This window comes from Streptomyces sp. NPDC091280 (assembly GCF_044768565.1).
GTDB lineage: Bacteria > Actinomycetota > Actinomycetes > Streptomycetales > Streptomycetaceae > Streptomyces.
The window spans coordinates 22,428-35,886 of the sequence record NZ_JBIVUZ010000009.1 but is presented as its reverse complement, the minus strand read 5'-3'; the positions used below and the strand labels follow the sequence as shown (position 1 = coordinate 35,886).

Annotated in this window: 10 protein-coding genes; 4 read left to right on the top strand and 6 right to left on the bottom strand. The window is 73.6% G+C overall.

The genetic code is table 11. The features are described from left to right. Positions 1 to 4: 4 nt before the first annotated feature. The 5 genes from ACIQPR_RS26295 to ACIQPR_RS26275 are packed head-to-tail and all read right to left on the bottom strand — an operon-like array spanning position 5 to position 4,423. Positions 5 to 874: a biotin-dependent carboxyltransferase family protein gene (locus ACIQPR_RS26295; RefSeq protein ID WP_403652791.1), complete on the bottom strand. Its 870-nt coding sequence runs from the start codon at positions 872 to 874 to the stop codon at positions 5 to 7. Further along, on the bottom strand, positions 871 to 1,488 hold the full coding sequence (locus tag ACIQPR_RS26290) for an allophanate hydrolase subunit 1 (RefSeq protein WP_403652788.1): 618 nt from the start codon (positions 1,486 to 1,488) through the stop codon (positions 871 to 873). Before ACIQPR_RS26290 ends, ACIQPR_RS26295 begins: the two co-directional genes overlap by 4 nt. Continuing rightward, positions 1,485 to 2,237 (bottom strand): LamB/YcsF family protein, encoded by a 753-nt coding sequence (locus ACIQPR_RS26285; protein WP_403652785.1) that lies wholly within the window; start codon positions 2,235 to 2,237, stop codon positions 1,485 to 1,487. Before ACIQPR_RS26285 ends, ACIQPR_RS26290 begins: the two co-directional genes overlap by 4 nt. 48 nt (positions 2,238 to 2,285) lie before the next feature. Next, positions 2,286 to 3,107: a putative hydro-lyase gene (locus tag ACIQPR_RS26280; RefSeq protein ID WP_403652783.1), complete on the bottom strand. Its 822-nt coding sequence runs from the start codon at positions 3,105 to 3,107 to the stop codon at positions 2,286 to 2,288. Continuing rightward, a complete protein-coding gene (locus ACIQPR_RS26275) occupies positions 3,104 to 4,423 on the bottom strand; it encodes an MFS transporter (RefSeq protein WP_403652781.1) in 1,320 nt (439 codons plus the stop codon). Before ACIQPR_RS26275 ends, ACIQPR_RS26280 begins: the two co-directional genes overlap by 4 nt. 170 nt (positions 4,424 to 4,593) lie before the next feature. On the opposite strand from ACIQPR_RS26275, the gene ACIQPR_RS26270 reads away from it, so the two are divergent. From ACIQPR_RS26270 to ACIQPR_RS26255, 4 genes are all read left to right on the top strand, one after another. Beyond that, entirely contained in the window at positions 4,594 to 5,301 is a 708-nt protein-coding gene (locus ACIQPR_RS26270; RefSeq protein WP_403652778.1) for a GntR family transcriptional regulator, read from the top strand. Between the two features lie 133 nt (positions 5,302 to 5,434). Further along, positions 5,435 to 6,961 (top strand): hypothetical protein, encoded by a 1,527-nt coding sequence (locus ACIQPR_RS26265; protein ID WP_403652775.1) that lies wholly within the window; start codon positions 5,435 to 5,437, stop codon positions 6,959 to 6,961. 137 nt (positions 6,962 to 7,098) lie between these two features. Next, positions 7,099 to 7,977 carry a hypothetical protein gene (locus ACIQPR_RS26260; RefSeq protein WP_403652772.1) on the top strand — a complete coding sequence of 293 codons (879 nt, stop codon included), beginning with the start codon at positions 7,099 to 7,101 and terminating at the stop codon, positions 7,975 to 7,977. Between the two features lie 67 nt (positions 7,978 to 8,044). Further along, positions 8,045 to 12,781 (top strand): hypothetical protein, encoded by a 4,737-nt coding sequence (locus ACIQPR_RS26255; protein WP_403652769.1) that lies wholly within the window; start codon positions 8,045 to 8,047, stop codon positions 12,779 to 12,781. Positions 12,782 to 12,844: 63 nt separating this feature from the next. Here ACIQPR_RS26255 and ACIQPR_RS26250 read toward each other — a convergent pair whose 3' ends face one another. Next, positions 12,845 to 13,387, bottom strand: coding sequence for a hypothetical protein (locus ACIQPR_RS26250; RefSeq protein ID WP_403652766.1), 543 nt, complete (start codon positions 13,385 to 13,387; stop codon positions 12,845 to 12,847). Between the last annotated feature and the right edge of the window lie 72 nt (positions 13,388 to 13,459).

Sequence of the window (13,459 nt, the reverse complement as noted above, 5' to 3'; positions counted from 1 at the left end):
GGCCTCAGCGGCGCCGTACGGCCACGAAACGGACCGGGGTTCCGGGCACCGCCTGCGCGGCGGCCGGGAGGTCCGCCGGGCGGACGACCGCGATCACCGGGTAGCCGCCCGTGGTCGGATGGTCGGCGAGGAAGACCACGGGGCGGCCGTCCGGGGGCACCTGGACGGCGCCCAGGACCATGCCCTCGCTGGGGAGTTCACCGGTCGACGCCCGCTCCAGGGCCGGGCCCTCGGTGCGCAGCCCGATGCGGTTGCTCGCCGACGACACCTGGTAGACGCGTGACGTGAACGCCCGTACCGCCTCCGGTGTGAACCAGTCGTCGCGAGGTCCGAGCGTCACCCGGAGGACGAGTTCGACCGGGGGGCGCGGCTGCGGGGCGAAGTCCACGCGCGCGTGCAGGCCGCTCGGGGACCCCAGCGGCAGTATGGCGCCGTTCGTGAGCGGCGCCGGACCGAGCCCGGACAGCAGGTCCGTGGAACGGCTGCCGAGCACCGGCTCCACGGCGACACCGCCGGCGAACGCGACGTAGGAGCGCACTCCGGAGAAGGCCGGTCCGATGTCCAGGAGCGTCCCGGCGGGCACGTGCGCGGGCGCGCCCCAGGCGACGGGCCGTCCGTCCACCGTGACCGGGCAGGGCGCGCCGCCGACCGCCACGAGGATCGTTGAACGAGGCCGTACGGCACACCCGTTGAGGGTCGTCTCCAGGACGGCCGCCTCGGGCGGGTTGCCGACCAGCCGGTTGACGAGCGCCGCCGCGGGCCCGTCGAGCGCCCCGGAACGCGGCACCCCCAGGTGCGCGTGTCCGGGCCGCCCCAGGTCCTGCACGGTGGTCAGGGCCCCGGCCCGGACGACGGCCAGTGCGCGGTCGGTCATACGTCCGCCACCGGGACGAAGCGCACCCGCGTGCCGGGCGACAGCAGCGCGGCGGGCACGCGCGTGTGGTCCCACAGGACGGCGTCCGTCGTGCCGATCAGCTGCCAACCCCCGGGCGAGGCACGGGGATACACGCCGGTGTACGGCCCCGCCAGGCCCACGGCGCCGGCGTGGACGGCCGTGCGCGGGGTGGCCCGGCGCGGGACGTCGTAGCGGGCCGGGAGGCCGGTGAGGTACCCGAAGCCGGGGGCGAAGCCGCAGAAGGCGACACGGAACTCGGTGGCCGCGTGGATGCGGCCCACCTCCCGCTCGGGGACGCCCCACAGGGCGGCGACGTCGGCGAGGTCCGGGCCGTCGTAGCGCACCGGGAGTTCGACGACCCCGCGCGCGCGTGGGGGAGCGGGAGGCAGTTCGGAGGCGGTCAGTTCGGAGGCCAGGCGGGCCGGGTCGGCGAGGCCGTCCAGGAGGACGGTGCGGGCGGCCGGGACGATCTCGCGGACGGTGAGCAGGCCCTCCGCGCGGCGGCGCAGCAGCTCCGCGTGGACGGCCTCGGCCTCCTCCCCGGAAGCGACCTCGACGAGCAGCGCGTCCTCCCCCACGGGCAGTGCCCTCACGCGAAGGCCTCCACCCGGACGCCCGACTCCAGGAGCCGCCGCCGGACCCTGCGGGCCAGGTCGACCGCGCCGGGCGTGTCCCCGTGCAGGCACAGGGAGCGGGCCCGCACCTCGATACGGGCCCCGGAGAGCGCGTCGACCGTGCCGGAGCGGGCCAGGCCCAGCGAGCGCTCCACGACGGCCTCGGGGTCGGTGACCACGGCGCCGTCCCGGCCGCGCGGCACGAGCGTGCCCTCGTCGGTGTAGGCGCGGTCCGCGAACGCCTCCGTGACGGCCGGCAGCCCCGCCTTGGCCGCCAGGTCGAGCACGACCGAACCGGGCAGCCCGAGCACCGGCAGCGAGCCGCCGGCCAGGAGCACTCCCTCGACCACCGCGGCGGCCTGCTCGGGGTCGTGCACGACCCGGTTGTAGAGCGCGCCGTGCGGTTTGACGTAGGACACGCGGGTGCCCGCCGCGCGGGCGAACACCTCCAAGGCGCCGATCTGGTACGCCACTTCGGCCGCCAGCTCGGCGGACGGCACCTCCATGGCGCGCCGTCCGAAGCCCGCCAGGTCCCGGTAGGACACCTGCGCGCCGACCCTCACCCCGAGCCCGGCCGCCAGTTCGCACACCCGTCGCATGGTGACCGGGTCCCCGGCGTGGAAGCCGCAGGCCACGTTGGCACTGGTGACGACGGACAGCAGCTGTTCGTCGTCGGTGAGATGCCAGCGGCCGAAGCCCTCGCCGAGGTCGGCGTTCAGATCGATCATCATCTCTCCTGGTCCGGCGACTGGGCCGGAAACTGGTCGGGCGGCGGGTCAGACGACGCGGTACTGCTCGTCGCGGGCGTCGGTGACGAACATCTGGCCCGGCGCGTGGGTGATGGCGAACGGCGGACGGGACGCCATCACCGCGGCCTGCGGGGTCACTCCGCAGGCCCAGAACACCGGGATGTCGTCCGGCGCGGCGGCCACCGGATCACCGAAGTCCGGACGGCCGAGGTCGGTGATGCCGAGCCCCGCGGGATCGCCGCAGTGCACGGGGCTGCCGTGCACCGCCGGGAGCAGCGCGGTCACCCGGATCGCCGTCGACAGGTGCTCCGGGGGCACCGGGCGCATCGACACCACCATCGGGCCGTGCAACCGCCCCGCCGGGCGGCAGGGGCGGCCCGTGACGTACATCGGGACATTGCGGCCCTGCTCGATGTGCCGGATCGGGACACCAGCCTCGCTCAGCGACCACTCGAAGGTGAAGCTGCACCCGATCAGGAACGACACCAGGTCCTCGCGCCAGTACGCCCGTACGTCCGTCGGCTCGTCCGCCAACTCGCCGTCCCGCCACACCCGGTAGCGCGGCAGATCGGTGCGCAGGTCCGCGCCGGGGGCCAGCACCGTCCGCCAGGAGCCGGCGTCCGTGACGTCGAGCACCGGACACGGCTTCGGGTTGCGCTGGCAGAACAGCAGCATGTCGTACGCCCAGTCGGCGGGCACCGAGATCAGGTTGGCCTGGGTGTGGCCCGCCGCGATCCCGGCCGTGGGACCCGTCAGACCGGCCCGGAAGCGGGCCCTGGCCGTGCGTGGGCTCCACGCGTGCGCGTGCTGGTCGACGAGGGTCGGGGGACGGTCCTCCGTGCGGTTCACGCCAGTTCCTTTCCACGCGTCTCCGGCAGCCCCAGGAGCGCCAGCGCCGCGATGCCGTAACCGATGGCCCCGAAGACCAGCGCTCCGCCCACACCCCAACTGTCGGCCAGGAAGCCCACCAGGGTCGGGAAGACGGCGCCGACCGCGCGGCCCGTGTTGTAGGTGAAGCCCTGTCCCGTGCCGCGCAGCGCGGTCGGGTAGAGCTCGCTCAGGTACGAGCCGAAGCCGCTGAAGATCGCCGACATACAGAACCCGAGCGGGAAACCGAGTACCAGGAGAAGGGTGTTGGCGCCGTTGGGGATGTGTGTGTACACCAGGATGCAGATCGCCGAGAGCAGGGCGAAGAGCCAGATGTTGCGCTTGCGGCCGAGTACGTCGGTGAGGTAGCCGCCGGTCAGGTAGCCCAGGAAGGCGCCGGAGATCAGGAAGGTCAGATAGCCGCCGGTGCCGACGACGGACAGGCCGCGCTCCGTCTTGAGGTAGGTCGGCACCCAGGTGGCCAGGGTGTAGTAGCCGCCCTGGACGCCGGTGGAGAGCAGGCCCGCGAAAACCGTCGTGCGCAGCAGGCCCGGCGCCTCGGCCGTGCCCGGCCTGAAGATCGCCACGAACGAGCCCTTCTGGGCGTTCTGTTCGCGCACGGCCGTCGCTTCGGGAGCGTCGTGCACCCGGCGCCGCATCCAGAGCACCAGCAGAGCGGGGAGCGCGCCGGTCCAGAACATCACCCGCCAGGCCAGGTCGTCGCCGAGGAACGAGAAGACCAGCGTGTAGACGACCGCGGCCAGCGCCCAGCCGACCGCCCAGGAGCTCTGCACCGCGCCGAGCGTACGGCCGCGGTGCCTGGCGCTCGCGTACTCGGCGACCAGGATCGCGCCGACCGCCCACTCGCCGCCGAAACCGAGGCCCTGGAGGGCGCGGAACACCAACAGGGTCTCGTAGTTGGGCGCGAAGCCGCAGGCCACCGTGAAGACGGCGTAGGTGATCACCGTGATCATCAGGGCCTTGACGCGGCCCACCCGGTCGGCGAAGACGCCCGCCAGGGCGCCCCCGACCGCCGAGACGACCAGGGTGACCGTGGTGAACAGGCCCGTCTGACCGCTGTCCAGGCCGAAGTACGCGGCCAGCGCGACCATGCTCAGCGGCAGCGTGAAGTAGTCGTAGGAGTCCAGCGCGTAGCCGCCGAACGCGCCCGCGAAGGCCCGGCGGCCGTTGGGTCCGAGTGCCCGCAGCCAGGCCAACGTGCCGTCGTCGGCGGTCGGTTCGTCCGTGGCGGGCTGGGTTCCGGTGTTCAGGGCCTGAGGTGGAGGGGTCGTGCTCATGTGCACCTCGCAGAGGGAGGACGGAGGGTGCTGGGACTGAGCCGGGCCGTGCGGAAGCCGTGGGCGCCGGGGAGAGCGGGTGGCGCCATGAAAAGTAAAGTAGAGGATCGTTGAACGATCCTTCAAGAGGCATGTTGTTTCGTTCTTGTATCTGCGGTTGAATTCCGGGCATGGCAGATCAGCTGGCGGGACTGGCAGACGACCGCGCCCTCCTGGGCCGTACGAGCACCGCCGAACGCGTCTCGGACATCCTCAGGAGCCGTATCGCCGAGGGCTACTTCCCGCCGGGGACCCGGCTCTCGGAGGACAGCATCGGCGGAGCGCTCGGTGTGTCGCGCAACACACTCCGCGAGGCGTTCCGGCTGCTCACCCATGAGCGGCTGCTCGTCCACGAGTTGAACAGGGGCGTCTTCGTCCGGGTCCTGACCGTCGAGGACGTCGAGGACATCTACCGCACCCGCCGCCTCGTCGAGTGCGCCGTCGTGCGCGGCCTGGGCGAACCGCCCTACGCCCTCGAACGACTCGCCGCGGCCGTGACCGAGGGGCAGTTGGCGTCCGTCGAGGATGACTGGAAAGGAGTGGGTACGGCCAACATCCACTTCCACCGGGAACTCGTCGACCTCGCCGGCAGCGCCCGCACCGACGAGCTGATGCGCAGCGTCTTCGCCGAACTCCGGCTCGCCTTCCACCTCGTGGACGACCCGAAGGCGCTCCACGAGCCCTACCTCCAGCGCAACCGCCTGATCCTCCAGGCCCTCCAGGCGGGGGCCGCCGCGGAGGCCGAGCGGCTGCTCGCGGTCTACCTCGACGACTCGCTGCGACGGGTCGTCGACGCGTACCGGCAGCGGGTCGGCGAGGACGGTACGGTCCTCGGCTGAGCGCGGCACGGCACCGCACGGCGCGGCACCCGGTCGACCTCCGCGCACGGCCGGGGCGGTGGTCGCGGTGGTGGCGGTAGTGGCTTCTGCGTCGTTTGGGTCGTTGTCAGACCGAGGACCTAGTCTGTGCAGCGTGACTTCGCCTGCATCGACGGACAGCGTTCCGCCCCAGTTCAGCGCGGGGCCGCGCCCCGCCCCGGGCCCGGCCGCCGACGAGGGACTGGCGCGGCGACTGCGCGCGCTCGCCTGCACCGCGCCGCTGCACGACCTCGACGCGCGCAAGGCGAACCTGGCGGGCGAGTACTCGGTCTACGGCATGGCGGAGGTGGCCCTCGCCGCCATCGACCTGGTCACCCTCAACATGGACTTCGACACCGGCGCCGACCACGACCAGATAGTGGCCAGGCTCATCCCGCGCATCGCCGCCCAGGCCCCGCAGCGCCTCGTCGCCGAACACGAGCGCGTCGCCCGCTGGGTCCTGGAGAACCTGATCAACGTCGGCAGCGTCGACCGCGGCTTCCGCACCGTCTACGGCACGTTCGCCCAGGACGGCACCTACGTGCGCCGCGACTACGACTTCAAGCTGATCGAGGAGGTCCCGGGCTACGGCGGCAGCGTCTACCTCCGGACGACCGACGAGGCCGTCAACGTCCTCGTGGGCGCCCTCGACACCGACGTCACCAGCGCGCAGATCGCCGCCGAGGTCAAGCTTGAGGTGCTGATCAGCCGCGGTCGGCTCGCCGACGCCCAGCTCGCCGCCGAGCAGGCCCGCTACCGCACCGTGCAGTACTCGGAGACCCTCCGCCGCGCCCTGGACGCCACCCGGCGCAACGTCCGCGCGGTGGACTGGCTCAACGCCGTGCCCGACATGATCGCCGAGGCCCTCGACCACGTCGCCGACCGCTACCGCCACGAGAACGCGATCCTCACCAACATCCGCAAGGCCCGCGACGAGTCCGAGGACCCCGAACAGAAGCGCCGCGCCGCCGAGTTGGTCGACATCGTCAAGGACTGCATCCGACGCCACACCCAACTCCAGTCGCGCCTGTTGGAGGCCGGACCGCTGTTCCGCGCGGAACAGGACCGGCAGGCCTTCGCCACCCCCATGACGACGTCCGGGATAGACCTCTACGGCCATCTCGTCTCGCCCGTGCTGCCGCTGCCCCTGGAGCAGGCGATCCGGGTCACGGACGCGTTCTTCGCGCGCGGGACGGGGCTGCGCACACCGATGTCCGTCCGGGTCGGCGACCTCGTCGACATACTGCTGACGCCGCCCCAGGAGCGGGAGCACCTCGGCGCGGAGATGCCGGAGCCGGATCTCATCGCCACGCCGGACGACAGCCGCTTCAGCGAGGAACAGCTCGCGGCGGCGATGGAGTTGCTCGACCTGCCCGCCGACGCGCCCCGGCGGTTGTCCGGGCTGCTGGCGGACGCGCGACGCCAGGATCCCGAACTGCCCTACCTGGTCGCCCTGTTGGCCGTGCACGCGGCCAGTCCGCCGGTCGGCACCGCGTACCGGCAGGGCGAGCCGAAGCTGTTGTTCGCCGTGGACGACGGGGTCGAGCTGGACGATCCCGAGTTCGGCGGGGCCGATCTCATCGTGGGAACGGCCCTGTTGGACGCGGCGGGAATGGCGGCGGGCCGGACGGAGGCGGCGTAAGGGATGAACGACCGCCGCGTGAACCACCGTTGTGAGAGCGACGGCTGCGTGAACCTCCGTCGTGAGAACGACCGCTGCCTGACCCACCGTTGTGCGAACGACCGTCGTACGAAACACCTCGGCAAGGAGCCCCGACCGTGAGCGAGCACGTCGAATGGAGTGAGCCGGAGGCCGCCGCCGTGCCGGTCACCGCCGTCATCACGCCCGCCGACGCCGCCGACGCGGCCCGGCTCGTCGCCTTCGGACTACAGCCCAAGTTGCAGCCCGCGCGGGACCAGGAATACACGGAGCTGCTGCGCCGGTACCGGGAGGACCCGCCGTTCGCGCGGCTCGCCGACGCCGTGGCCGCCGGGCTCGGACTGGTCGTCCTGGAGGTGTCCCCGCGCGCGGGGATGGCCGTGACCGCCGCCGAGGACTCGGTGTTCGCCGTCCGCATGGGCGACTACGCGCGCCGTACCGCCGCCGACTCCGGGGACCGCTTCCTGCACGGGCTCGCGCATCTGTCCGTCGCCGCGATGGCGTTCCCACGCCCCGAGGACCTCGCCGACGACGGCTACATCGGGCGCGTCACGGTCAATGGCGTCGACGCCTTCGTGCGCCAGGCCTGCCGCCGGCTGGAGGAGCGGGCCGACGAGCAGGGCATGAACACCGACCCGGCCACCGACGCCCCCGGCCTGGAGGCCGCCTGGCGGATCTGGGTCAGACGCAGCGCGACCGGAGCCACCAAGGACGCCCGCAGACTGGCCGGTTCGACCACCGGCATCGTCGGCAAGGCCGCCGCGTTCCTCACCGACTCCGGCTTCCTCCAGCGCACGGGCGACGACAACGGCGGGACGTACCGCACGACCGCCCGCTACCAGCTCCAGGTGCGTGACATGGCCGGCAGCGCCGCCATGGCCGAACTGCTGGAGCTGGGCGTCGTCCCGGTCACCGACGGCACCGCGAGCCTGCTGCCCGCCGAGGACACCGAGGACCTGGAGCTGGTGGCCGACGCCGGACTGCCGTTCCACTCCTGACCCCAGCCCCGCCAGCAAGACCCACGAACCCCCCACACCTGCCGAAGACTTACGACGAGAGTCCGCCATGTACGAGCTGTCCCGGGTCCGCCTCTACTCCATCGGGCCCGCCGGTGCGCGCTACGCCGACACCGTGCTTGACCTGCGAGGCGTGGGCAAGCCCGTGCCCGACCCCGCCCCCACCCAGGCGGAGTTCTTCGAGGACGAGCCCGTCGGACCGCCGCGCCGCCCCGCGCCCGCCGGTGTGCTCTTCCTGGAGAACGGCGGCGGCAAGTCCGTCCTGCTGAAGCTGATCTTCTCGGTGATGCTGCCGGGCCACCGCAACACGCTGGGCGGCGCCAGCTCCGGTGTGCTGCGCAAGTTCCTCCTCGCGGACGACTGCGGGCATGTCGCCCTGGAGTGGCAGCACACACTGACCGGTGAGTGCGTGGTCGTCGGCAAGGTCAGCGAGTGGCGCGGGCGCCAGGTCTCCAACGACCCGCGGAAGTTCGCCGAGGCCTGGTACTCGTTCCGGCCCGGTCCGGGGCTGAGCCTCGACAACCTCCCCGTCGCCGAGGCGACCTCCGTACGGCCGCCCGTCGAGGGTGCCTCCGGCGCGCAGGGCCGACGCCGCACCATGAAGGGGTTCCGGGACGCCATCACCGAGGCGGGCAAGGCGTATCCGCACCTCGAAGTCCACTGGGAGGAGATCCACGACCGCTGGATCGAGCACCTCGGAGACCTCGGACTCGACCCCGAACTCTTCCGCTACCAGCGGGAGATGAACGCCGACGAGGGCGAGGCCGCCGGCCTCTTCGCCGTCAAGAAGGACTCCGACTTCACCGACCTGCTGCTGCGCGCGGTCACCGACACCCGGGACACCGACGGGCTCGCCGACCTGGTCGGCGGCTTCGGCAACAAGCTGGGGCGCCGGGCCGAGCTGATCGCGGAGCGGGACTTCACGGCCGGGTCCGTGGACCTGCTCGGCCGGATCGTCGAGGCCGCCGAAGCACGGGCACGCGCGCGTGACATCCACGCCGGCGCCGAGCGCCGTACCCGCACCCTGGCGCGCCGGCTGTCCGCGCGGGGCGCGCGGGAGCGAGTGCGGGCCGCCGATCTCGCCCAGCGGGTCACCGCCGCCGCGTACGCCGTCACGCACTCCGAGGCGGCCCGGGAGCGCAGCGCGCTGATCGCCGCCGAACTCGCCTACCGGCACGCCTCGTTGGCGCTCGCCACCACGGAGAAGTCCGCCGCCGCGCAGAAGCGCGAACTCGCCGACGCGCGCACCCTGCACTCCGCCTGGCAGGCCGCCGAGGCCGTGCTGCGCCACCGTGCCGCCGCAGACCGCTCCGCGCGCGTGGCCGTCGCCATCCGCGAGGCCGAGCGGGACGCCGCCCCCGCGCTCGCCGCCCGCGCCAAGGCCGCCGTCGATCTCGTACGGGCCCTGCACGACGCGGCGGAGAGCGCCGAGAACCTCGCCAACGAGGGCGAGGAGCGTTCCGCCGCGCTCCAGGAGGTCGGCGAGACCTCCCACCGGGACGCGACCTCCGCCGCCACCGAGGCACAGCGCGCCCGCAGCGAGATCGGACATCTGCGCCAGCGCCTGTCCGAGGTCGAGCAGGAGACCGCCGAGGCGGTACGCGCGGGCTGGCTCGACGACACCGCCCCCGACGCGGACCCCGCCCGCGCGGCCCTCGCCGCGAGCGACGCCGAGAAGACGGCCGTCGCCGCCTGGGACACCGCGCGCGAGGCCTCGCGCCGCGCGTCCGAGCACGCCCGCGAAGCGGCTTCCGCCGAGTCCCGCGCGGAGTTGACGGCGGCCCGCGCGTCCGACGCGGCGACCGCCGCCGAGCGCACCTACGACGCGGAACGGCGCCTCGCGGAAGGGCTGGCGGAGGAGGAGCGGCTCGCCGAACTGCTGAGCCTGCCGGGTGCGGGTGCGGGTGCGGGTGCGGGTGCGGGTGCGAGTGGTGCCGGTGGCGTGCCGGTGCCGCGCGGTGCCAACGAGGGTGCGGCGAACGGCGGTTCCGCCGCCGACCCCGTCTCCCTCACCCCCTCCGGCAACTCCAAGTCCTCCCGCCCCCTCGTCGAGGGCCCGCTCACTTCCGAGGAACTCGACCGCTTCGCCGACGAGTTGCGCGAACTGCTCGACGACGGCGTCGCCTCAAGCGAGCGACAGCTCTTCGACCTGCGTACCGCCGCGGCCGACGACTCCCGGATCCTCGGCGCGCTCGGTGACGGTGGACTGCTGCCGCCCGGCCCGGACGTGCTGGCCACCGTCGAGTACCTCGGCGAGCACGGCATCCCCGCCCTGCCCGGCTGGCGCTACCTCGCGCAGGCCGTCGACCCCGTCGACCACGCGCGCGTGCTGGCCGCCCGGCCCGAGCTGGTCGACGGCGTGATCATCACCGACCCGGACACGCACGCGCGTGCCCGCGAGGCGCTCAGCGACGCGGCCCTGCTGCCCCGCTCCGCCGTGGCCGTAGGTACGGCCGCCGCTCTGCTCGCCCCGACCCCGGCGGCCGACGCGCGCGACGGCGCCGCCTCCGATGTGTTCCTCGTCCCGCCGAACCCGGCCATGCACGACGAGCACGCCGCCGACGAGGAGCGGCAGGCGCTGCGCGCGCGGGCCACCGAGCGGGACGAGGAGATCCGCACGCTCGCCGCCCGGCTCGGCAAGGACCGTGAACTGGCGGCACGGCTCGCCTCCTGGCGCACCGGCTGTCCGAGCGGGCGGCTGGTCGAACTGGCCCGGTCCGCGCAGGACACCCGAGCGTTCGCCGAGGAGGCCGAGGCCGAGCTCGCCGAGGCGCGGACCCTGCGGGCCGAGGCCGACGAAGCCGCCGCCGAGGCCGCCCAGGTCCGCGACGAACGGCAGGAGACCGCGCAGAAGGCCCGGCGCGCCGCCGACGCCCTCGCCGGACTCGCCTTCCGGCTGCGGGAACGCGCCGGCTGGCAGGTCAAACTCCGCGAACTCGCCGACGAGGCGACCGAGTCGGAGGCCCGCGCCCAGTCCTGCCTGGAGCGGGCCCGCGCCGCCGACGAGGACCGCCGCGCCGCCCAGCGCGCCGCCGACGACGCCCGCCGTACGGCCCGGGCGCTGCGCGCCGAGCGCTCCGAGATCGCGGGCGCCCCCGACGACGTACCGGCGGACGGCCCCGACGCGCCCAAGCCCTCGCTGCCCGCCCTGCGCGAGGCCTATCGCGCCGCGTCGCAGCTCTACGAGAAGGTCGGTGTCGGCGCCGACCTGCGGGCCGAGCAGGCGCGGGCGGAGAGCGACGAAAGCGCGGCCAGCGCCGAGTTGGACCGGCTCAGCAACAAGGTCCGCACCCGCGCGGCGCAGTTGCTGGAGTCGCCCGACGGCTCCGACGGGCCGTCCCGGCAGGCCGCCGCGGCGCGTGCCGAGGAACTGGTGCAGCTGCTGGAGACCCGGGTGTCGAACGCGAGCGAGCAACTCGGGCGGCTGCGCGGCGAGGCCGAACGGCACGCGCCCGAGGACGGCGAGGCACACACCGAGCTGGCCGAGGAGCTGATCCCGCGCGACGCAGAGCACGCCCAGGCCCTGCTGCGCACCGCCACGGCCGAACTCGCCTCCCGCACCGAGGCGTTGGCCCAGTCCCGCGAGGCGCACGCCGAACTCCTCGACGCCCACCGCGCCGCCGAGGACGGGGCCGGCGGCTTCGACGAGACCGCCGCGCTGCTGCGGGACCTGCTGCGCGAACACGCCTCCGACGAGGACCAGGAGGAGCCCGAGCCCTACCCGGGCGGCCTGGAGGAGGCCCGGCACTCCGCCGCCGAGGCCCGTCGCTCGCTGCGCGGCTGCGCCGCCGACCTGTCCGCCGCCGAGGGCGCCGTACGGGAGGCGAGTGATGTGCTGGTGCGGCACGCCAACGCGACGCGGTACGAGCAGGTGCGGACGCCCGCGCGGCAGCAGATCCGTGAGCTGCCGGCGTCCTCCCTGCCCGAGCACGCGCAGAAGTGGGCCGACGCCTTCGCGCCCCGACTCCGGGTCCTCACCGACGAGTTGGCGCAATTGGAACGCAACCGCGACTCGATCGTGGACCGCCTCCGCGGGCTCGTCGAGTCGGCACTCGCCACCCTGCGGTCCGCGCAGCGGCTGTCCCAGCTGCCGGAGGGGCTCGGCGAGTGGTCCGGGCAGGAGTTCGTGCGCATCCGCTTCGACGAGCCCGACCAGGCCACGCTGACCGAGCGGCTCGGCGAGGTCGTCGACGAGGCCACCCGGGCCGCCGTGAAGAAGAACTCCGACATGCGCCGCGACGGAATGTCCTTGCTGCTGCGGGGAGTCGGGGCGGCCCTTGAGCCCAAGGGCGTCGCCGTCGAGATCCTCAAGCCGGACGCCGTGCTGCGGGCCGAGCGCGTCCCTGTCGGACAGATGGGCGACGTCTTCTCCGGCGGCCAGCTGCTCACCGCGGCCATCGCCCTGTACTGCACGATGGCCGCGCTGCGCTCGAACGACCGGGGCCGGGACAAGCACCGGCACGCCGGCACGCTCTTCCTCGACAACCCCATCGGACGGGCCAACGCCACCTATCTGCTGGAACTCCAGCGCGCCGTGTCCGACGCGCTCGGTGTCCAACTCCTGTACACCACCGGCCTGTTCGACACCACCGCACTCGCCGAGTTCCCGCTGGTCATCCGGCTGCGCAACGACGCCGACCTCAGGGCCGGCCTGAAGTACATCAGCGTGGAGGAGCACCTCCGGCCGGGACTGCCGCAGCAGGCCCCCGCCGGAGAGGGGGAGTCGGTGCACAGCGAGATCACGGCGACCCGCATGTTCAAACGACCGGCGCCGACCGCCCCGTAGGAAGCCGGCCGCCCTGTGGGAGAGGTCCGTCGCGGGAGGACGGACGTCAGCGGTGGGCGGGACTCAGGAGTGCGACAGCTGCCCGGTGCCGCTCTTGCGGGCTATGCGCTCCTGCGCCCGCCGGGTGGCCTTCGCCTGACGCTGGGCCCGCCGCCGCTCACGGCGCAGCGCCCGTGCCGTGCTGCTGGGCTCCGAGACGACGCCGTTGCGCTGGTTCCACATCTGGCGGGTCACCCATACGTCGAGGACGCCCCAGGTGGCCACCACCGTGCTGACCACGCTGCTGATCACCATCGGGAAGGCCAGCCAGGACCCGGCCATCGTGCACAGGAAGGCCACCGTGCCCTGGATCAGCGTCACGGCGATGATGAGCACCGCCCGCACCGCCGCCGTACGCACCGGATCGGGCAGCCGCCGACGACGCGCGGGCTCCTCGATCCACAACGGCCTTGCGTACTCCCGCTGTTCGGCCGTCGCGCGGGCCGCGCGCGGCCCCTCGAACCCCGCCGCCTTCGGTGCGCTTGAGCGCGCCGGAGCCTCGCCTTCCCCCGTCGACCGCGCCGTCACGCCGTCCTCAAGCGCCTCTTGCCGCTCCGCCGTGCCCATCAACGTGTCCTCCCCACCGCCGCTGCACCACTCGTCCCGGACTCCGAAGAATCCGGCTCCCCAGTGGGTGCC